This is a genomic window from Azospirillum sp. TSH64 (genome assembly GCF_003116035.1).
Lineage (GTDB): Bacteria > Pseudomonadota > Alphaproteobacteria > Azospirillales > Azospirillaceae > Azospirillum.
The window spans coordinates 4,878,222-4,898,222 of sequence record NZ_LGQW01000015.1; the positions used below are offsets into that span (position 1 = coordinate 4,878,222).

The following is a 20,001-nucleotide window of genomic DNA, read 5'->3' on the forward strand; positions in this document are numbered from 1 at the left end:
CCGCGCGAACGGGCTGCAGCTTGCGCCGGGTCATGCCTGCACCCCGCCGCGCGGTTGCTGCCGGTTGTTCTTGGCGGTCCAGATCCGCAGCAGCGACAGCAGATGGTCAATGTCCACCGGCTTGGCGATGTAGTCGGTCGCGCCGGCTTCGATGCACTTGTCGCGGTCGCCCTTCATCGCCTTGGCGGTGACGGCGATCATCGGCAGCGCCCGGAACTCGTCGATGCTGCGGATCGTGCGCATGGTCTCATAGCCGTCCATCTCCGGCATCATGATGTCGACCAGAACCACATCCACGCCGGGGTCGGCGCGCAGCCGCTCGATGCCTTCGCGCCCGCTCTCGGCATGCAGGACCTCGATCTTGTGGGCCTCCATCACGCTGGCCAGCGAGAAAATGTTGCGGATGTCGTCGTCGATCACCAGCACCCGCTTGCCGGCCAGCGACGGGTCGTGCTGGCGCAGATCCAGGATGCTGCGCCGCTTCTCGTCGGGCAGCCGGTCGACGGCGCGGTGCAGGAACAGCGCGGTTTCATCCAGCAGCCCGGCCGGCGAGCGGGCGCTCTTCAGAACCACGGTCTCGGCCAGCCGCCGCAGCCGCGCCTCGTCCTCCGCCGCGATGTCGGCGGCGACATAGATCACCACCGGCATCCAGGCGAGCGTGTCGCGGGTGCGCAGCCATTCGATCAGCTCGAAATCCACCGTCACCGGACCGGGCAGGGTCGGGCTCGACAGATCCAGAACCATGCAGTCGAAGTGGTCGGCGCTCAGCGCCGCCATCGCGGCCTCGATCGAGGTGACGGTGTGCGTCTCCACATCGCCGTTGCCGATCAGGGCGGCGACGCCGCCCGGCTGCGGGCTGTCCTTCTCCACCACCAGAAGCCTTCGGTGGTCGCGCTCGCGGAAGCTCTTGACCCGGTTCAGGGCGTCAAAGATCGCCTCGCGCTCCACCGGCTTTTCCGAATAGTCGAAGGCGCCCATCGCCAGGCCGCGCCGCCGCTCGTCCTTGGCGGAGATGACGTGGACCGGGATGTGCCGGGTCTGCGGGTCCCGCTTCAGCAGATCGAGCAGCGCCCAGCCATCCATGTCCGGCAGCCCGATGTCGAGCAGGACGGCATCCGGCCGGTATTTGCGCGCCAGCGGCAGCGCCGCAGACCCGCCGCTGGACAGGATGGTGCGGAAGCCCTTCTCCCGCGCCAGATCGATCAGGATGGAGGCGAAGGTGTTGTCGTCCTCCACGATCAGCACCACCGGCTCACCGGGGCGCAGGCGTTCGCGGTCGTCGCCGGACGGCTGCTGCATGTCCAGGAGCGCCAGCCCCTCCTGCGGGCCGGAGGCCACCACCGGGCGGGTCGCCGTCTCGGTCCGCTTGGGCAGCAGTGCGGTCGGCGGCATGGCGGCACTGGCCGCGGCGATGACGGGCGTGCCGAGCTGCGTGACCGGTTCGGCAACGATGTCGTAGCTGCGCGGGACGAACAGCGTGAAGGCGCTGCCCCGGCCCGGCGTGCTGGCGACGCGGATCTCGCCGCCCAGCAGACGGGCGATCTCGCGGCTGATCGACAGGCCGAGGCCGGTGCCGCCATATTTGCGGCTGGTGGTGCCGTCGGCCTGCTGGAACGCCTCGAAGATGATGCGCTGCTTGTCTTCGGGGATGCCGATGCCGGTGTCGATCACGGTAAAGGCCAGCACCGAGGATGCGGCGTCGAGCGTCGGATGGGCGGCACTCCAACCTTCAGTCGCCTGGGCGACCCGGAAGGTGATACCGCCGCTTTCGGTGAACTTGAAGGCATTGGACAGCAGGTTGTTCAGCACCTGGGCCAGCCGCTTCTCGTCGGTCTGGATGCTGGCGGGCAGCGCCTCGTCCATCTCGATGGCGAAGTCCAGCTTCTTCTCCTGCGCCAGCTGCGAGAAGGTGCGCTCCACATGGTTGCGCAGGTCGCCCAGCACGACCTCGCCGATCTCCAGCGTCACCGTGCCGGATTCGATCTTCGACAGATCGAGGATGTCGTTGATCAGGCCGAGCAGGTCGGAGCCGGCGGAGTGGATGGTGCGGGCGAACTCCACCTGACGGTCGGACAGGTTGGTGTCAGGGTTGTCGGCCAGCAGTTTCGACAGGATCAGCAGGCTGTTCAACGGCGTGCGCAGCTCGTGGCTCATGTTCGCCAGGAACTGCGACTTGTATTTGGAGGTCAGGGCAAGCTGTTCGGCCTTCTCCTCCAGCGCCGCCTTGGCGAACACGACCTCGCGGTTCTTGCGCTCCACCTCGATGTTCTGCTTCTCCAGCTGCTCGGCCTTCTCCTCCAGCGCCTCGTTGGTGGTGGTCAGCTTTTCCTGCTGGGCCTTGAGCAGCTCTTCCGACTTGCGCAGCGAGGCGGCCTGCTGTTCCAGCCGCTCGTTGGTGGTCTTCAACTCCTCCTGCTGGCTTTGCAGCTCGGTGGTCAGGCGCTGCGACTGCTTCAGCAGGCCTTCGGTGCGCATGTTGGCGGCGATCGTGTTCAGCACGATGCCGATGCTCTCGGTCAGCTGCTCCAGGAAGCTCTGGTGCGTCTCGCTGAAGCGGCCGAAGCTCGCCAGCTCGATCACCGCCTTCACGTCATCCTCGAACAGCACCGGCAGGACGATGATGTTCAAGGGCGGCGCCTCGCCCAGGCCGGAACTGATGGCGACATAGTCGCGCGGCACGTTGGTCAGCAGGATGCGCTTCTTCTCGTAGGCGCACTGCCCGACCAGGCCTTCCTTCAGGTGGAAGCGGTTGGACAGGTTCTTACGCTCCTTCAACGCGTAGCTGGCGACCAGTTCCAGCAGCGGCTCGTCGCGGTCGCGGGTGGCGACATAGAAGACGCCGTGCTGGGCGTTCACCAGCGGCGCGATCTCCGACAGGATCATGTTGGAGACGGTGACCAGATCGCGTTCGCCCTGCAGCATACGGGTAAACTTGGCGAGGTTGGTCTTGAGCCAATCCTGCTCCGCATTCTTCAGCGTCGTGTCGCGAAGATTGCGGATCATCTCGTTGATGTTGTCCTTCAGCGCCGCGACCTCGCCCATCGCCTCCACGGTGATGGAGCGGGTCAGGTCGCCCTTGGTCACCGCGGTGGCGACCTCGGCGATGGCGCGGACCTGGGTGGTCAGGTTCGCGGCCAGCTGGTTCACGTTCTCGGTCAGGTCCTTCCACAGGCCGGCAGCACCCGGCACGCGGGCCTGACCGCCCAGCTTGCCTTCGATGCCCACCTCGCGCGCCACATTGGTGACCTGATCGGCGAAGGTCGCCAGCGTGTCGATCATCCCGTTGATGGTGTTGGCCAGCGCCGCGATCTCGCCCTTGGCGTCCACCGCCAGCTTGCGCTTCAGGTCGCCGTCGGCGACCGCGGTGACGACGCTGGCGATGCCGCGCACCTGTCCGGTCAGGTTCGCCGCCATCATGTTCACATTGTCGGTCAGATCCTTCCAGGTGCCGCCGACGCCCTCCACCTTCGCCTGACCGCCCAGCTTGCCTTCGGAGCCCACCTCGCGCGCAACGCGCGTCACCTCGGAGGCGAAGCTGTTCAGCTGGTCCACCATCGTGTTGATGGTCGACTTCAACTCAAAGATTTCGCCCTTCACGTCGACGGTGATCTTCTTCGACAAATCGCCCTTGGCGACCGCCGTCGTCACCTCGGCGATGTTGCGGACCTGACCGGTCAGGTTCGCCGCCATCATGTTCACATTGTCGGTCAAATCCTTCCAGGTGCCGGCAACGCCCTTCACCTGGGCCTGACCGCCCAGCTTGCCCTCGATGCCGACCTCGCGCGCAACGCGAGCGACTTCAGAGGCGAAGCTGTTCAGCTGGTCCACCATCGTGTTGATGGTCGATTTCAGCTCAAGGATCTCACCCTTCACGTCCACGGTGATCTTCTTCGACAAATCGCCGTTCGCGACCGCCGTCGTCACCTCGGCGATGTTGCGGACCTGACCGGTCAGGTTGGTCGCCATCGCGTTGACGTTGTCGGTCAAATCCTTCCACGTCCCGCCGACACCCTTCACCTGCGCCTGACCGCCCAGCTTGCCTTCCGAACCCACCTCGCGCGCAACGCGGGTCACTTCCGAGGCGAAGCTGTTCAACTGGTCCACCATCGTGTTGATGGTCGATTTCAGTTCCAGAATCTCGCCCTTCACGTCGACGGTGATCTTCTTCGACAGGTCGCCGTTTGCGACCGCCGTCGTCACCTCGGCGATGTTGCGCACCTGCCCCGTCAGGTTGGTCGCCATCGCGTTCACGCTGTCGGTCAGGTCTTTCCAAGTGCCGCCGACACCCTTCACCTGCGCCTGACCGCCCAGCTTGCCTTCAGAGCCCACCTCGCGCGCAACGCGCGTTACCTCCGAGGCGAAGCTGTTCAGCTGGTCCACCATCGTGTTGATGGTGTTCTTCAGCTCCAGAATCTCGCCCTTCACCGGCACGGTGATCTTTTTCGACAAATCGCCGTTGGCGACCGCCGTCGTCACATCGGCGATGTTACGGACCTGACCGGTCAGGTTCGCCGCCATCAGATTCACGCTGTCGGTCAGGTCTTTCCACGTACCGCCGACACCTTCCACCCGTGCCTGACCACCCAGCTTGCCCTCCGAGCCCACCTCGCGCGCAACGCGGGTCACTTCCGAAGCGAAGCTGTTCAGCTGGTCCACCATCGTGTTGATGGTCGATTTCAGTTCGAGGATCTCGCCCTTAACATCGACGGTGATCTTCTTCGACAGGTCGCCCGTCGCGACCGCGGTGGTCACGTCGGCGATGTTGCGGACCTGACCGGTCAGGTTGGCCGCCATCATGTTCACGCTGTCGGTCAGGTCTTTCCACGTACCGCCGACGCCTTCCACCTTCGCCTGACCGCCCAGCTTGCCTTCGGAACCCACCTCGCGCGCAACGCGCGTCACTTCCGAAGCGAAGCTGTTCAGCTGGTCCACCATCGTGTTGATGGTGGATTTCAGCTCGAGGATCTCGCCCTTCACATCGACGGTGATCTTCTTCGACAGATCGCCCTTCGCGACCGCGGTGGTGACTTCAGCGATGTTGCGGACCTGGCCGGTCAGGTTTTCCGCCATCATGTTCACATTGTCGGTCAGATCCTTCCAGGTGCCGCCGACACCTTCGACCTTCGCCTGACCGCCCAGCTTGCCCTCTGAGCCCACCTCGCGCGCAACGCGCGTCACTTCCGAGGCGAAGCTGTTCAGCTGGTCCACCATCGTGTTGATGGTCGATTTCAGCTCGAGGATCTCGCCCTTCACGTCGACGGTGATCTTCTTCGACAGGTCGCCCTTGGCGACCGCCGTCGTCACTTCGGCGATGTTGCGGACCTGACCGGTCAGGTTCGCCGCCATCACGTTGACGTTCTCGGTCAGGTCCTTCCAGCTGCCGGCAACGCCCTTGACCTGGGCCTGGCCGCCAAGCTTGCCTTCGATCCCCACTTCGCGCGCAACGCGCGTCAGTTCGGTGGTGACGGTGACCAGCTGGTCCACCATGGTGTTGACGTTACGGGCGGTGCGCAGGAACTCACCCTGCAGCGGCCGGCCCTCGATCTCCAGCGCCATGGTCTTGGACAGGTCGCCCTTGGCAACCGCGCCGATGACACGGGCGATTTCCGTCGTCGGCTGGATCATGTCGCCGACCAGCGTGTTGATGCTGTCGACGCAGGTTTCCCACCCGCCGGACGCATTGTTCAGCTTGGCGCGCTGGCTGATGCGGCCTTCCTTGCCGATGGCGACGCTGAGTCGGCTGACCTCGGTGGTCAGGTTCTGGTTCAGTTCGACAACGTCATTGAAGGCGGCGGCGATTTCGCCATCGATTCCGGTGAGGTCCAGCGGCAGCCGCACTGAGAATTCACCCTTGCGCAATTGCCGCAAGGCCATCAGCAGAACCTTCGGATCCAACGCGTCCGCCGTCTCGACCATCGCCGTCATGCCGTTCCCCAATCCGCGCGCTGTGCCCACCATGGACCGCGCTCTGCCCATCCCCAGAACCGCTCCACTGCGCGGTCGAAGAAAACATAGGCCAACACAACCGGGATTCCGAACGTCCGCACCGACAGTGTGCGCACTCCATCCTCATCCGGAGCGTGACTGCGCAGTCCTACAGCCCCGCACGATGAAGTAAAGGCTATTCGGGTCAACTTGGACTTTCGTAGGCACTCCGCCTTCCGGCATAAGGACTATGCCTATAACTTAGGATGAGGTGAGCATTTTCTTGAGCTTGGCCGGCCTTGTCACCGCCTTAACTCAGCTGACCGTCCATTATCAGAAGCTCAGGCTTCGGAACGATTCGATGACGGACATCGTTATGGATCCAGCCATGGCGGGACATTTCGGCGCCGGCCGCCTTCCGCAGGGCAAGACGACCCAACACATCACAGCCTGGGGCTTGGCGATGACTCTTTGGACGTTTTCCATGCAGGCTTCGATGTGCTGCATGCTCTCTTGGATGCGCGCCTGTCAGCAGGGCGCTGCCCTTGCCCATTCCTTTGCCGGAATGCCGCGCCTGCCTCCGCCGCGCCCGCCGGCCGACGTGCTGCCCTTTCCCACACGGCGCATGGCGCGTGGTGGTGGTTTCGGTGGTCCGGCCGTGGTGATCCCGCTCGGCCGCCGCTGATCGCGCAACGCGCAGATCCGTTCACGCAGCAGCTCTGTTCACGCAATTGTGTAGACCCTGTGATTTGCCGACAGCCGGCCGCCGACCTATGGTTAGTGGCAGGAATGGTCCGTTCGGGAGAGGGTCGATGCTGTTCAAGTTTCCCACCGCGTCGCAGGCACGCGAAGATGAGGTGACGCCGCGGGAGTTGTTCCTGTCGCGCCGCAGCCTGATCGCCGGTGGCGCCGCCGCCATGGCGCTGGGCAGCCTGCCCGGGTGGAGCCGCAGCGCGCTGGCAGGCCCCTTCCAGGCGGCAACCACGATCAAGCCGGCCGATCCGAAGTTCGATCCGACGACGCCGATGAAGTCGGCCACCACCTACAACAACTTCTACGAATTCGGCACCGGCAAGAGCGATCCGGCCGAGAATGCCGGCACGCTGAAGACCCGCCCGTGGGAAATCGCCATCGGCGGCGAAGTGGCCAAGCCGATGACCATCGGCATCGAGGATTTGCTGAAGTTTCCGATGGAGGAGCGCGTCTATCGCCTGCGCTGCGTCGAGGGCTGGTCAATGGTGATCCCCTGGGTCGGCTTTTCGCTGGCGGAATTGCTGAAGCGGGTGGAACCGACCGGCAACGCAAAATACGTCGCCTTCCAGACCCTGAACGACCCGAAGCAGATGCCGGGCCTGCGCTCCTGGGTGTTGGACTGGCCCTATACCGAAGGGCTGCGGCTGGATGAGGCGATGAACCCCCTGACCATGCTGGCCGTCGGCATGTATGGCGAGGTGCTGCCCAACCAGAACGGCGCCCCGATCCGGCTGGTGGTGCCGTGGAAATACGGCTTCAAGTCGATCAAATCGATCGTCAAGATCTCGCTGGTGAAGGACCAGCCGGCCACCGCCTGGAACAAGTCGCAGCCGCGTGAGTACGGCTTCTATTCCAACGTCAATCCGGACGTCGACCATCCGCGCTGGAGCCAAGCGACCGAGCGGCGTGTCGGCGAATTCTCGCGCCGCAAGACCCTGCCCTTCAACGGCTATGGCGAAGAGGTCGCGTCGCTCTATGCCGGCATGGACCTGAAGGCGAATTACTGACCATGGCCGCTCCCCTCGCCTCCGCCGGCGGCGTCGATGTGCGCGCCGCCGCGAACGCCGCCCTCACCTCGCGCTGGGCCAAGCCCGTCGTCTTCACCCTCGCCCTGGTTCCACTGGTCTGGACCGTCTGGCTCGCCTACAGCGGCGAGCTGGGGGCGGAGCCGGTGCTGGAAAGCGTCAAGGCCAGCGGGCTCTGGGCCTTGCGTTTCCTGCTGATCGCGCTGGCGCTGACACCGCTGCGCATGCTGACGGGGGTGGCCGGGCTGGCACGTTTCCGGCGGATGCTGGGACTGTTCGCCTTCTTCTATGCGCTGGTCCATTTGTCCACCTACGTCGGGTTGGACCAGTTCTTCGATTGGCCGGCGATCTGGAAGGAGATCGTCAAGCGGCCCTATATCACGGTCGGCATGGGGGCCTTCCTGATCCTGACGGCGCTGGCCGCCACCTCCACCGACGGCATGGTGAAGCGGCTGGGCGGCAAGCGCTGGCGTGCCCTGCACAAGGCCGTCTTCGTCGCCGGGCTGGCCGGCTGCCTGCACTTCATCATGCTGGTGAAGGGATGGCAGACGGCGCCGCTCGTCTATGCGCTGATCTGTATCGGGCTGCTCGCCTTCCGCCGCTGGCCGATCCGGCTCGGGCAGCGGAAGGACGGGCGGCGGAAGGAGGCCCCGGTCAGAACACGGCCCGCAGCAGCCCCACGGTCCGGCGAAGCGCCAGCACCGCACTTTCCGGATGGAAGCTCCCCCGTTCGTCGCAGTTGAATCCGTGGCCGGCCGGATAGACATGCACCGGCACCCACGGATAGCGGGCCTTCACCCCCTCGGCGACCGACAGCGGGATGGCGTGGTCCTGCTCGCCGAAATGCAGCAGGGTCGGCACACGCGGCGCACTGTCCAGCGACTTGCCGATCTCGCCGCCGTAATAGCCGATGGCGGCGCGCACCGGCAGCGCCGCTGCGGAAGCCCAGGCGATGCTGCCGCCCCAGCAATAGCCGACGATGGCCGCAGACCCGTCACCGCCGAGATGGGCCAGCGCCGCAGCGACGTCCTGCAAGGCGTCTGCGGTTGCCACCGCCCCCTTCAGCGCGATGCCCCGCTGAATGCCTGCATCGTCATAAGGCAGTTCGACTCCGCGCTCGGCCCGGTCGAACAGGTCGGGCGCCACCGTGGTGAAGCCCTGCTGGGCGAAGCCGTCGCAGACGCTGCGGATGTGATGGTTGATGCCGAAGATTTCCGGAGCCACGATCAGGCGCCCGATCTCCTCGCCCTTGGCCGGCGCGCGATAGGCGCGCATCCGGTGGCCGTCCGCCGCCGTCAGTTCGATCCAGCCGGCAGTCGTTGCGTCACTCATGTCCTGAACCCTCTTCCTTGCGGGACCGCTCCCGGATCGTCCGGGCGGTCATTGCGGATGATCATAGGGGGCTGAGACTTTGGGGCAACTGGCGACAGGGCAGCGCAAGGCTTCCTTCGACATATCCCCCTTCCCTTCGCGGCGGGGAATCGCTTCGTCACCCTATGGAGCGCGTCCGCCGAAACGGACCTCAGGCCGCGCGGATGCCGGCCAGGAAGGTCTCGATCTCCCGCCGCAGATCCGCCGCCTGGCGGGTCAGGCCGGTGGAGGCGTCGAGCACCTGCGATGCCGCCTGCCCGGTCTGTGCGGCGGCCTCATGCACCTGGGCGATGTTGCCGCTGACCTCGCCGGTGCCCTGGGCCGCCTGTTGGACGTTGCGGGAAATCTCCGCCGTGGTGGCGCTCTGCTCTTCGATGGCGGCGGCGATGGTCGCAGCGATCTCGTTCATTGTGCCGATGGTTCCGCCAATCTCCTCGATGGCGCTGACCGTCCCCCGGGTGGCGTTCTGGACGCTGTCGATCTGGGCGGAGATATCCTCCGTCGCCTTGGCTGTCTGGTTGGCCAATTGCTTCACTTCGCTGGCGACGACGGCGAAGCCCTTGCCGGCCTCTCCGGCGCGGGCCGCCTCGATGGTGGCGTTCAGCGCCAGCAGGTTGGTCTGGCTGGCGATGGACTGGATCAGCTTCACCACCTCGCCGATGCGCGCAACCTCTCCGGCCAGATTGCGGACGGATTCGGTGGTGTCCTGCGCCTCCCGCACCGCACGGGCGGCAACGCTGTTGGAGCGGGAGACCTGCTCGCCGATCTCGCGGATCGACGCCGTCATCTCCTCGGTCGCGGAGGCAACCGTCTGCACGTTCACCGAGGTCTGCTCCGCCGCCGCGGTGGAGGCTGAGGCCTGCCGGCTGGTCTCCTCCGCCAGCGCCGCCATCGACCCGGCGGTGTCGCTCAACTGGGCGGAGGCGCCGGAGACGCTGCTGAGGATGGCCGACACGGTGCGGTCGAAGCCCTGCACCATCCGTTCGACCACGGCGGTGCGCTTCTCACGGGCCGCGCGCTGGGCTTCCTGATCGGCTTCCAGCCGCACGCGCTCCATGGCACTTTCCTTCAGCACCTGGATGGCCCGCGCCATGGCGCCGATCTCGTCCGGCTGCTTGGAATAGGCAATGTCGACGCCTAGGTCACCATCGGCCAACCGAACCACGGTGGAGGTCAGCGATCCCAGCCGCCGTGTCACCTGCACCGACAGCATTATCAGCACGATGCCGAAGGTGATGCACACCGCGGCCAGAACCAGGCCGGCCAGGATTAACTGTGTCCAGGCTTCGGTGATGCTTTCCTCGTTCAACTGATGGGCCACGGCAAGCGCCCCATCGCGCATCACCAGGACGTTGTTCAGCATCGGCGTCACCCAGGGACGCCAGTCAGCCAGCGCGACCGGCGGCGGCGCGCCCTTCCGCGCCGCGTCGATCACGCTTTGGAAGCGCTGCTCGCCCTCCGTCATCATGGTGGAGCGCACATGGTCCAGCGCCTTGGTCAGTTCCGGCGGATTGCCAAGATTCAGCACCGCCTGCTGCATCATCTGCCACAGGACGGCAACCTTGCCCGTCATCTCCGTGGCGGCCTGCAAGCGGTCCGGCCCGAACGCCATGCCGGCGACGAACAGCCCGACCGACGCGGAGCGGGTGCCGCCGATGTCGCGCATGTCCTGCGCCAGACGCGCCAGATTGACATGCCCGAACAGGTCGGAACTGCTGACGATGGTGGATCGGTAAGTGTCGTCGATCGCCTTGCCGACGCTCTGGTTGGCTGCCGTGATGGCGTCCACGGTGGTTGCCGCGATGGTCGCCGGGCGGGCGGTTTTGGCCTGCTCCGCCGCCTGCCGGGCTGCCATCCGGGCGGCTTTCATCTGGCTCGCAGCGTTCAGGATCGGGCCGGCGGACAGACCGGCGGCCTCGATCCGCACCCGGGCCTTCTCAATGGCGGCGTCGGAGACCGCGACGGCATCGTCCAGCGGCTTGGCGGTGGCGGCCTCCAGCGGCTTCTCGCTGTCGAACGCCACCGCCCAGCGCCCACGCTCGCTCGCCAGCAAAGGGCCGATCTGCAAAGTCGCTTCGAAGGCATAGAGCGAGCGTTCGGTCCGGTGGCGCTGCTGCAAGGCCCCGACCGCGTCCCATGCGAGGACGACAGCCATGCAGATCGGGAAGGCGGCAATCAGGATATTCGCGCACAGAATTTTCGTACGAATATTCATGCGTATCCCCCAAGGAGGCTCACTCCGGATTCTGCTGTGTCCGGTAGCCATCGGGAGTCTAAATATGTTTCGTCGCCCGGTCACTTAGGGGACATCCGTACACCGGCGTGACCGGTTCCGGGCCTGCACCGCTCGGCGCCTATTTCCCGCCGGGACCCGAATGCGGTACGCAGTATGTACAGTTGTTGTGTGCTAAATATATATGATATTCCCTTGTTAGGGAATATTCATTCATGTAGCGTGACCCGAGCCGTCCAACGCCGGAACAAGCGTCGGCCGCAACGTGCCGAAGGCGGCGAACCAACCCAACCCATTCAAGAAACACCGGGCATCAACCGATGAAATGGCTGAAATCGCTTCTCGTCGCCGGCCTTATGCAGGTCGCCGCCGTCTCCGCCGCCCACGCTCAGGCCGACCTTGACCGCATCAAGGCCGACGGCGTGCTGAAGATCGGCACGGAGGGGACCTATGCCCCCTTCACCTACCATGACGCCTCAGGCGCACTCGTCGGCTTCGATGTGGAGATCGGGCGCGAGATCGCCAAGCGCATCGGCGTGAAGGCCGAGTTCCTGGAAGGCAAGTGGGATGGGCTGATCGCCGGCCTGGACGCCCGCCGCTACGACGCCGTCATCAATCAGGTCGGCATCACCGAGGCGCGCAAGGCCAAGTACGATTTCTCCGACCCCTACATCACCAGCCGCGCCGTGCTGATCGTGAAGGGCGACAACAGCGCGATCAAAGGCTTCGCAGACCTGAAGGGCAAGAAGTCGGCCCAGTCGCTGACAAGCAACTTCGGCAAGCTGGCCGAGGCGTCCGGTGCGCAGCTGGTCGGCACCGACGGTTTCGACCAGTCGATCCAGCTGGTCCTGAACGGCCGGGCCGATGCGACGGTCAACGACAGCCTGTCCTTCCTGGATTTCAAGAAGCACAAGCCCGACGCCAACGTGAAGATCGCCGCGACCCAGGACAATGCCGACCAGTCCGGCATCATCGTCCGCAAGGGCGAGGCCAAGCTGGTCTCCGCCATCAACGAGGCGCTGACCGCCATGAAGGCCGACGGCACCTATGGGACGATTTCGCAGAAGTATTTCGGCGCCGACGTTTCCAAGTGACGTTTTCAGACTAGTTTCCCGTCTCACGTCAACGCCCGCCACAATGCCCCCAGCCCCATCCGGGCCGGGGGCATTGTCGTTCCATCTTCACGAGAGGCACCTTCCCCGTGCTGCACTGGCTTACCCTGATGGCGGACTCGCTTCCGTCGCTGCTGTGGGCGGCGCTGGTCTTCACCGTTCCGCTGACGCTGGCCTCCTTCGCGCTCGGCCTGATCGTCGGGCTGGTGGCGGCGGTGGTCCGGCTGTTCGGGCCGGCTCCGCTGGCCGCCATCGTCCGCTTCTATGTCTGGATCATCCGAGGCACGCCGCTGCTGGTGCAGTTGTTCCTGATCTTCTACGGCCTGCCCAGCGCCGGCATCGTGCTGGACGCTTTTCCGGCGGCGCTGATCGGCTTCACGCTAAATGTCGGTGCCTATACCTCTGAGATCATCCGCGCCGTCATCGGATCGGTGCCGAAGGGCCAGTGGGAGGCCGCCTATTCCATCGGCATGAGCTGGTCGCAGGCGATGCGCCGTACCATCCTGCCGCAGGCCGCCCGCGTCGCCGTGCCGCCGCTGTCCAACAGCTTCATCTCGCTGGTGAAGGACACCTCGCTCGCCGCTGCCATCACCGTGCCGGAGCTGTTCCAGGCCGCCCAGCGCATCGTCGCCACCAGCTACGAACCTCTGATCCTCTATGTGGAGGCGGCGCTGATCTATCTCGCGCTCAGCTCCGTGCTGTCGGCGTTGCAGGTCCGGCTGGAAAAGCGGCTCAACCAGTATGGCGGTTTTCTGGAGGCCAAGTCGTGATCCGGCTGTCGAACATCGAAAAGCGCTTCGGCGACCTCACTGTGCTGAAGGGCGTGTCGGTCACCGTGGCCGAAGGTCGCGTCACCGCCCTGATCGGTCCGTCCGGCGGTGGCAAAAGCACGCTTTTGCGCTGCATCAACCTGCTGGAAATCCCGACCTCCGGCAGCGTGCGCATCGGCGAGGAGGAGCTGTCCTTCCAGCCCGGCGGCAAGCCTGGATGGAAGGACATCCAGCGGCTGCGCCGGCAGACCGGCATGGTGTTCCAGAACTTCCAGCTTTTCCCGCACCGCACCGCGGTCGAGAATGTGATGGAAGGTCTGGTGACCGTGCAGAACTGGCCGGCGGAGAAGGCGCGCGACCGTGCCATGGCCCTGCTGCGCAAGGTCGGCATGGACCACAAGGCCGATGCCTGGCCGGCGACCCTGTCGGGTGGGCAGCAGCAACGCGTCGCCATCGCCCGCGCCCTTGCCCCGTCGCCACGCGTCCTGCTGTGCGACGAGCCGACCTCGGCCCTCGACCCCGAGCTGTCGGGCGAGGTGGTGGAGGTGCTCGGCACCTTGGCGGCCGAGGGCACCACCATGGTGATGGCGACCCATGACCTGCGCCTCGCCTCGCGCATCGCACACGAGGTGGTGTTCCTCGACGCCGGGCAGGTGGTAGAATCCGGACCGTCGCAGACGCTGTTCACCCATCCGACCCGCGAACGCACCCAGCGCTTCATTGCCACCCTGACCCAGCAGGGACAGCAGGGCGAGGGTGTTTGAGTTTTGCCTTCGGGCATCTCGGGATGGCGGTGCAGGCGTAATTCGACAGTGGAATGCCCCTACACCGCCTTCCACGATGACAGTTCAGAAGATGTTCGGACCAAATCCGCAGCTGAGTGTTCATGACCACTCAGGAGAGTGATAGCATCAGGTGGTCTACAGTGGTGACCCATACTGAAAACGTCTGGCCTTATACGTACTATAACCAAAGATACTTTATCTCTGGTCGCAGGATTATAACGGATTTTACCACTTATTCGCCGAATCTGTGAAAATGCCTCACTATTGCCCCAGCTGTCTTGACCATCTTGGCGCCGCATCAAAACCGCTAAGGATACGGACCAATGGCCACGACCTCCGGGAACTCGACCATCACGGTGAGCGCGAAGGGCACCCTCGACGCGCATTTCAACCTGCTGGTCGACGGCAAGAAGATCGGTGAGGGCACCACGGATGCCACGGCCAAGGATTTCGTCTTCAAGACGGACATCGTCGAGGGCCAGGGCCACAAGGTGCAGGTCCAGTACGACAATGATGGCATCTTTCACGGGACCGACCGCAACCTGATCGTCAACGAGATCACGATCAACGGCAAGTCGGTCCTGCCGACCGACGACCATGTCACCTACGACAAGGGTGCCCTGGACGGCCGCGACGTCGCCGACGGTCAGGCCGGCATGTGGTGGAACGGCACGCTGGTCGTCGATGCCGACAAGAGCTATTTCCCCACCTCCAGCGTGACGCCCCCGACCATCCCGCCGGTCAGCGAAGCGCCGTCGACCGACCCGACGCCATCCACCCCGGCACCGACCGTGCCGAAGCCGACCGATCCGGGCTTCTATGTCGCCACCAACGGCAACGACAGCTGGTCGGGCAAGCTGGCCGCTCCGAATGCCGACGGCACCGACGGCCCGTTCGCCTCGCTGCAGAAGGCGCAGGCCGCGATGCGCGCCGACCCCAATATCGACACCACCTATATCCGCGGCGGCGACTATCACCAGAACGGGATGTGGCTGGACGGCCAGGATTCCGGCGTGACCTTCACCAGCTACGGCAACGAGAAGGCGGTGATCCACGGCGGCTCCAACGCCACGGTGTCCTTCGGCCTCGGCGGCGCCAAGAACGTCACCATCGAAGGCCTGACCTTCGCCGATGGCGTCGTGGGCGGCCACTATGTCTTCGCCGACAATGCGTCCGGCCTGACCTTCGCCAACAATGCGGTCAAGGGCGGCGGCTACGGCATCACGGTGCAGAACAGCGCCGACAGCAAGGTCATCGGCAACCAGTTCGACAGCACCGGTGCGGAAGCCATCTTCGTCAAGGCCGGCTCCAACTCAACGGTCGTCTCCGACAACCACATCACCCACCCGAATGCCGCCGACCGCGGCGACGCCGGCATCTGGATCAACGGCAGCTCCGACGTGCAGGTCACTCACAATCTGGTCGAGGATTCGCCGGAGAAGGCCATCGCCGTCGGTTCGGTCCAGACGGACGGCAGCGATGCCACCCACCGGGTCACCATCGCCAACAACAAGGTGGTCGACGCCAATCTGGAGTCCAACGACGGCGGCGGCATCTACCTGATCAACCGCCAGCAGGACCTGACCGACCACACCGTCATCAACAACGAGGTGACCGGCACCACGGCGACCAACCCGAATGGCGACGTCGCCAGCTGGGGCATCTATCTCGACGACTGGACCAGCGGCGCCACGGTGAAGGGCAACATTGTCCACGGCAACATCGGCGGCGTGTTCCTGCATGGCGGCTGGGACAACAAGGTCACCGAGAATGTGATCGCCGACAACAGCGGCGCCCAGATCGGCCTTCAGCAGCCGGTCGCCTGGAGCGGCTGGCAGGGCCACCAGATGAGCGGCAACGACATCTCCGGCAACGTCGTCGATGTCCGTGACGGCACCGCCGTCCACATCTACGGCCCGGCCGATGTCGGCAACATCCACAACAACTTCTACAGCAACCTCGACGCTTCCAAGGACATGTTCGACGTCTGGCCGCAGGTGATGTCGGGCGGCGGCAAGGGCGATCTGGCGGAATGGAAGGCCGCCGGCTACGACAACGGTTCGGTGCAGCTGGACCCGAGCTTCGTCAATCCGGGTGCGCACGATTTCAGCCTGGCATCGGACTCCGCGGTGTATGGGCTGGGCTTCGACCATATCCCGACCCACGACATCGGGCTGCTGGGCTGATCGCAGCCGGTCGCTTCCGAGCATAACGATCCGATCAAGCGCGGTCCTTCGGGGCCGCGCTTTTTTCTTGCCGACTTTGTGGCCGACACCGGGCAGCAGTCCGCCGAATCGATTGGGGACACCCTTGAATGCGTCGCGCTCTCCATCTATCTACCATCCACACGGATGGTGAATGGATGGCGTAGCGATGGGCGAAATTGAACAGAGCGTGAAACCGAGGACCGGCGACAGCGAGAAGATCACGATCAATCTCGGCTATGTCGACCTCGGCCACATCGACCTGCTGGTCGAAGAAGGCTTTTATTCCAACCGCACCGACTTCATCCGCACCGCCATCCGCAATCAGGTCGACCGGCACGCCGATGTCATCCGACAGACGGTGGCACGCAAAAGCGTCGATCTCGGCCTGCGCCACTTCACCCGGGCGGATCTCGAAGCGGCTCAGGCGGCGGGACAGATGCTGGAAATCCGTGTCCTCGGACTCGCCACCATCGCCCAGGACGTGACCCCCGAACTGGCCCGCTCCACCATCGCCTCGCTGAGCGTGCTGGGCGCGCTGCATGCGCCCACCGCGGTCAAGGCGGCCCTCGCCGACCGCATCCGCTGAAAGTCTTTCGGCTCGGGCCACCGCCTGTGCCCGCTGCGAACCAGGAAAGTATGGACATGCGCCACACCAATCCATCCGGCATGCTTCCCGGCATGGCCGAAGCCGCCCGCCTGACCCGGGCCGGCAAGCTCGGCGAGGCGACGACCCTCCTCCAGCGCCTGCTGCGGGGGGAATACAAGGGCGAGACGGCACCGGCGCCTGCACCGGACACAACCGCCGCCGGGGCCACCCTGGAGGGGGAGTTCGTAAGGCTCGACCCGACGCCATCGGCAAAGGACGCCGGCCCGAAGCCCGCCAACGGCAGTGCGAGGCAAAGGTCCGGAGCCAAGCCGCGCACCGGACTGGGCGAGACCCTGCGCGGCCTCGCCACCCGCTTCACCCCGAACGGTCTTCATGGCGGCGCCCCGCGTCCGGCACCCATCCCACTGCCGGACGGGGCATCCTTCGCAACGCTTTCCTACAGCGGGCCGGCCGGGACACGGGCCTACAAGCTCTATGTGCCGGCCGCGGCAGGCGACGGACCGCGCCCGCTGGTGGTGATGCTGCACGGTTGCACCCAATCGCCCGAAGATTTCGCCGCCGGGACCCGAATGAACGCCTTTGCCGAGCGGCATGGCATCCTCGTCGCCTATCCCGAGCAGCCGGCTTCGGCCAACGCACAGCGCTGCTGGAACTGGTTCAAGCCTGAAGACCAGCGGCGCGACCAGGGCGAACCGTCGCTGCTTGCCGGCATCACGCGACAGGTCATGCGAGACCATCGGGTCGATCCGGAACGGGTCTACATCGCCGGACTATCGGCCGGCGGTGCAGCGGCAGCGACCATGGCGGCGGCCTATCCGGACCTCTACGCCGCGGTCGGCGTGCATTCCGGCCTGCCGGCCGGTGCCGCGCAGGATCTGCCGTCCGCCCTCGCCGCGATGCGCCAGGGCAGCAGCCGAAGCCAGCGGGCAGCGACGCGGGGCGACCGCAGGGTGCCCACCATCGTCTTTCACGGCGACCGCGACCATGTCGTTCATCCCAGCAACGGCGACGGCGTTATCGTACAGGCAACCGCCGGCTCCGACCTGCGGTCGGACGTGCAGCAGGGTCGAAGCCAGGACGGCCATGCCTACAGCCGCAACATCCTCCGTGCCCCCGATGGCCGGACCCAGTGCGAGCACTGGACGATCCATGGCGCCGGGCACGCCTGGGCCGGCGGCAGCCCATCCGGCTCCTATACCGACCCGAGCGGTCCGGACGCGTCGGCGGAAATGCTGCGCTTTTTCCTGGAGCATCGGCTAGAGACGCCCCCGCGCTGAGCAGCGTCGCAACCGATACAGCCACCAACGCGATGCAGAGACCGGGGTCAGCCCCGGTCCTTCACCGCGCCGATCAGGAACTCCTTGTTTCCTTCCGGCCCGGTGATCGGGCTTTCGGTGATGTCCAGCACCCGCCAGCCGGGCAGCGCATCCAGCCAGCCACGGATACGGTCGCAAACCTCCTGGTGCAGTTCGGGTTCGCGCACGACGCCGCCCTTGCCGACGCGGCCTTTGCCGACCTCGAACTGCGGCTTGATCAGGGCAACCAGCCGCCCGCCCGGCACCACCAGATCGAGCGCGGCCGGCAGCACGATCTCCAGCCCGATGAAGCTGGCGTCGCACACCACGAGGTCGATGGGGTCGGGGATTTCGGCGGCGGTCAGGTGGCGGGCATTGGTCTTTTCCAGAACCGCCACGCGCGAGTCGGTGCGCAGCTTCCAGGCCAACTGGCCGTGGCCGACATCGACGGCATAAACCTTTGTGGCTCCGCGGGTCAGCAGCACATCGGTGAAGCCGCCGGTGGAGGCGCCGACATCGACCGCGGTCAGGCCGGTGGGGTCGATGGCGAAGACATCCAGCCCTTTGACCAGCTTCAGCCCACCGCGCGACACCCAGGGATGGTCCTGTCCCTTCACCGCCAGCGGGGCCTCCGCCGCGATCTGGTCGCCAGCCTTGTCGATGCGCCTGGTATCGGAATAGACCAGCCCGGCCAGGATCAGCGCCTGCGCCTTGGCACGGCTTTCCGCCAGCCCGCGCTCCACCAGCGCCACATCAACCCTCACCCGTGCCATGCCGCCGCCCTTCGCAATCCCGCAATGGCGCATTCCTGACGCGGAACGGCCGGAAGGGCAAGCCCCGCCTCCCGGAAGGCACGTCGGACACCCAATCAGGCGAAGGTCAGGCGGGCGGGAACTCCACCACCACGCGCGTGCCGTAGGGGCTGCTGTCCGCCGTCAGTTTGCCGCGCAGCTGGCCGACAAAGGCACGAACCACCTTCAACCCCAGCGTGGTCGCACGGGACAGGTCGAGGCCGGGCGGCAGGCCGGCGCCGCGGTCGACCACCTCCAGCCGGATGCTGCCCCCGTCGCCGCGGCCAAGCCGCACGTCGATGGCTCCGGGCGTGCCGGCGGGAAAGGCATGGCGCGCCGCGTTGCTGACAAGCTCGCTGACGATCAGGCTGAAGGGAATGACCGCCTCGGCCGGCATTTCGGTGGCGTCGGCAGTGACCTGAACGCGGTGGGTACCGGGCAGCGTCGCCTCAAGCTCCTGGCACAGCTCGCGCAGATGGGCCGCCATGTCGATGGTGGCGGCGCGCAGGGACCCATGGGTGCGCTGATGGGCTTGGGTGACGATGCCGACGCGGCCACCGGCGCTCTGCAAGGCCCGCCGCACCTCCGGATCCTTGCTGGACAAGGTCTGAAGGGTCAGCAGGCTGGAGACCAGCTGCAAGGTGTTCTTCAGGCGGTGGCTGACGTCGCGCAGGCGTCGGTCATGCTCGGCCACCGACTCCGGCGTTTCCTCCGCTGTGACGATCAGGCCGCGGACGACGCCGTTGACGCCCAGCATCGGGGTGACGCGGACATCCCAGAAGCGTTCCCCCTCGGTCGAGCGGTCGCCGGCGGCGCGGTGGCGCTGGGGCTGTGCGGTCCGCCGCGCCTCGGCGAGCAGGGAGGCGGCCAGGGCCGGGAAGCGCTCGGTCAGGCTGGTCCCAGCAACAACGCCCAGCGCCCGGAACGCGGCATTGGCAAAGGCGCAGCGATCGCCATCTCCTTCCACCAAAGCGGTGGGCGTCGGCGTCTGATCCAGCAGACAGCGTAGCATCGCAGGATCGTCGATGCCGGCACCACCGGCCGCAACGTCGGTGCCGACCACCCGTTCCGCTCCCGGATCGGCGCCGAACTCCGCGTTACGGAATGCCGTGACCGCCATGATATGC

Annotated in this window: 14 protein-coding genes; 9 read left to right on the forward strand and 5 right to left on the reverse strand. The window is 65.7% G+C overall.

Features of this window, described 5'->3' with window-relative positions; genetic code table 11:
- Positions 1-30: 30 nt before the first annotated feature.
- Positions 31-5,958 (reverse strand): HAMP domain-containing protein, encoded by a 5,928-nt coding sequence (locus TSH64_RS23435; protein ID WP_211099165.1) that lies wholly within the window; start codon positions 5,956-5,958, stop codon positions 31-33.
- A gap of 238 nt (positions 5,959-6,196) precedes the next feature.
- Here TSH64_RS23435 and TSH64_RS23440 point away from each other — a divergent pair, with 238 nt between their 5' ends.
- From TSH64_RS23440 to TSH64_RS23450, 3 genes are all read left to right on the forward strand, one after another.
- The gene (locus tag TSH64_RS23440) at positions 6,197-6,610 is read left to right on the forward strand and encodes a hypothetical protein (RefSeq protein ID WP_109448672.1); all 414 of its coding nucleotides are present in this window, start codon (positions 6,197-6,199) and stop codon (positions 6,608-6,610) included.
- Positions 6,611-6,737: 127 nt separating this feature from the next.
- On the forward strand, positions 6,738-7,685 hold the full coding sequence (msrP, locus tag TSH64_RS23445) for a protein-methionine-sulfoxide reductase catalytic subunit MsrP (RefSeq protein WP_109448674.1): 948 nt from the start codon (positions 6,738-6,740) through the stop codon (positions 7,683-7,685).
- 2 nt (positions 7,686-7,687) lie between these two features.
- Positions 7,688-8,446: a protein-methionine-sulfoxide reductase heme-binding subunit MsrQ gene (locus TSH64_RS23450; RefSeq protein WP_109448676.1), complete on the forward strand. Its 759-nt coding sequence runs from the start codon at positions 7,688-7,690 to the stop codon at positions 8,444-8,446.
- On the opposite strand, the gene TSH64_RS23455 is transcribed toward TSH64_RS23450, so the two are convergent.
- Positions 8,358-9,035 (reverse strand): dienelactone hydrolase family protein, encoded by a 678-nt coding sequence (locus TSH64_RS23455; RefSeq protein WP_109448678.1) that lies wholly within the window; start codon positions 9,033-9,035, stop codon positions 8,358-8,360. The genes TSH64_RS23450 and TSH64_RS23455 overlap by 89 nt on opposite strands.
- Positions 9,036-9,225: 190 nt before the next feature.
- The gene (locus tag TSH64_RS23460; protein ID WP_247873104.1) at positions 9,226-11,229 is read right to left on the reverse strand and encodes a HAMP domain-containing methyl-accepting chemotaxis protein; all 2,004 of its coding nucleotides are present in this window, start codon (positions 11,227-11,229) and stop codon (positions 9,226-9,228) included.
- A gap of 398 nt (positions 11,230-11,627) precedes the next feature.
- Here TSH64_RS23460 and TSH64_RS23465 point away from each other — a divergent pair, with 398 nt between their 5' ends.
- The 6 genes from TSH64_RS23465 (at position 11,628) to TSH64_RS23490 (ending at position 18,065) form a co-directional block, all read left to right on the forward strand.
- The gene (locus TSH64_RS23465) at positions 11,628-12,401 is read left to right on the forward strand and encodes an amino acid ABC transporter substrate-binding protein (RefSeq protein ID WP_098737982.1); all 774 of its coding nucleotides are present in this window, start codon (positions 11,628-11,630) and stop codon (positions 12,399-12,401) included.
- 107 nt (positions 12,402-12,508) lie between these two features.
- Positions 12,509-13,189 carry an amino acid ABC transporter permease gene (locus TSH64_RS23470; protein ID WP_109448682.1) on the forward strand — a complete coding sequence of 227 codons (681 nt, stop codon included), beginning with the start codon at positions 12,509-12,511 and terminating at the stop codon, positions 13,187-13,189.
- On the forward strand, positions 13,186-13,953 hold the full coding sequence (locus TSH64_RS23475) for an amino acid ABC transporter ATP-binding protein (RefSeq protein WP_109448684.1): 768 nt from the start codon (positions 13,186-13,188) through the stop codon (positions 13,951-13,953). Before TSH64_RS23470 ends, TSH64_RS23475 begins: the two co-directional genes overlap by 4 nt.
- Before the next feature lie 344 nt (positions 13,954-14,297).
- Complete coding sequence (locus tag TSH64_RS23480) at positions 14,298-16,160, forward strand: right-handed parallel beta-helix repeat-containing protein (protein ID WP_109448686.1); 1,863 nt, start codon at positions 14,298-14,300, stop codon at positions 16,158-16,160.
- A 187-nt stretch (positions 16,161-16,347) separates the two neighbouring features.
- On the forward strand, positions 16,348-16,767 hold the full coding sequence (locus tag TSH64_RS23485; protein ID WP_109448689.1) for a CopG family transcriptional regulator: 420 nt from the start codon (positions 16,348-16,350) through the stop codon (positions 16,765-16,767).
- Positions 16,768-16,823: 56 nt separating this feature from the next.
- Positions 16,824-18,065, forward strand: coding sequence for a PHB depolymerase family esterase (locus TSH64_RS23490; protein WP_109448691.1), 1,242 nt, complete (start codon positions 16,824-16,826; stop codon positions 18,063-18,065).
- A gap of 47 nt (positions 18,066-18,112) precedes the next feature.
- On the opposite strand, the gene TSH64_RS23495 is transcribed toward TSH64_RS23490, so the two are convergent.
- Positions 18,113-18,856, reverse strand: a complete 744-nt coding sequence (locus tag TSH64_RS23495; RefSeq protein WP_109452964.1) for a TlyA family RNA methyltransferase — start codon at positions 18,854-18,856, stop codon at positions 18,113-18,115.
- A 106-nt stretch (positions 18,857-18,962) separates the two neighbouring features.
- Complete coding sequence (locus TSH64_RS23500; RefSeq protein ID WP_247873105.1) at positions 18,963-19,994, reverse strand: PAS domain-containing sensor histidine kinase; 1,032 nt, start codon at positions 19,992-19,994, stop codon at positions 18,963-18,965.
- Positions 19,995-20,001: the final 7 nt, after the last annotated feature.

Coding starts and splice junctions, on each gene's coding strand:
- msrP (WP_109448674.1), top strand. CDS start 6,738: ATGCTGTTCAAGTTTCCCACCGCGTCGCAGGCACGCGAAGATGAGGTG.
- TSH64_RS23485 (WP_109448689.1), top strand. CDS start 16,348: ATGGGCGAAATTGAACAGAGCGTGAAACCGAGGACCGGCGACAGCGAG.
- TSH64_RS23480 (WP_109448686.1), top strand. CDS start 14,298: ATGGCCACGACCTCCGGGAACTCGACCATCACGGTGAGCGCGAAGGGC.
- TSH64_RS23495 (WP_109452964.1), bottom strand. CDS start 18,856: ATGGCACGGGTGAGGGTTGATGTGGCGCTGGTGGAGCGCGGGCTGGCG.
- TSH64_RS23500 (WP_247873105.1), bottom strand. CDS start 19,994: ATGGCGGTCACGGCATTCCGTAACGCGGAGTTCGGCGCCGATCCGGGA.
- TSH64_RS23460 (WP_247873104.1), bottom strand. CDS start 11,229: ATGGCTGTCGTCCTCGCATGGGACGCGGTCGGGGCCTTGCAGCAGCGC.
- TSH64_RS23450 (WP_109448676.1), top strand. CDS start 7,688: ATGGCCGCTCCCCTCGCCTCCGCCGGCGGCGTCGATGTGCGCGCCGCC.
- TSH64_RS23435 (WP_211099165.1), bottom strand. CDS start 5,958: ATGGTGGGCACAGCGCGCGGATTGGGGAACGGCATGACGGCGATGGTC.
- TSH64_RS23455 (WP_109448678.1), bottom strand. CDS start 9,035: ATGAGTGACGCAACGACTGCCGGCTGGATCGAACTGACGGCGGCGGAC.
- TSH64_RS23490 (WP_109448691.1), top strand. CDS start 16,824: ATGCGCCACACCAATCCATCCGGCATGCTTCCCGGCATGGCCGAAGCC.
- TSH64_RS23465 (WP_098737982.1), top strand. CDS start 11,628: ATGAAATGGCTGAAATCGCTTCTCGTCGCCGGCCTTATGCAGGTCGCC.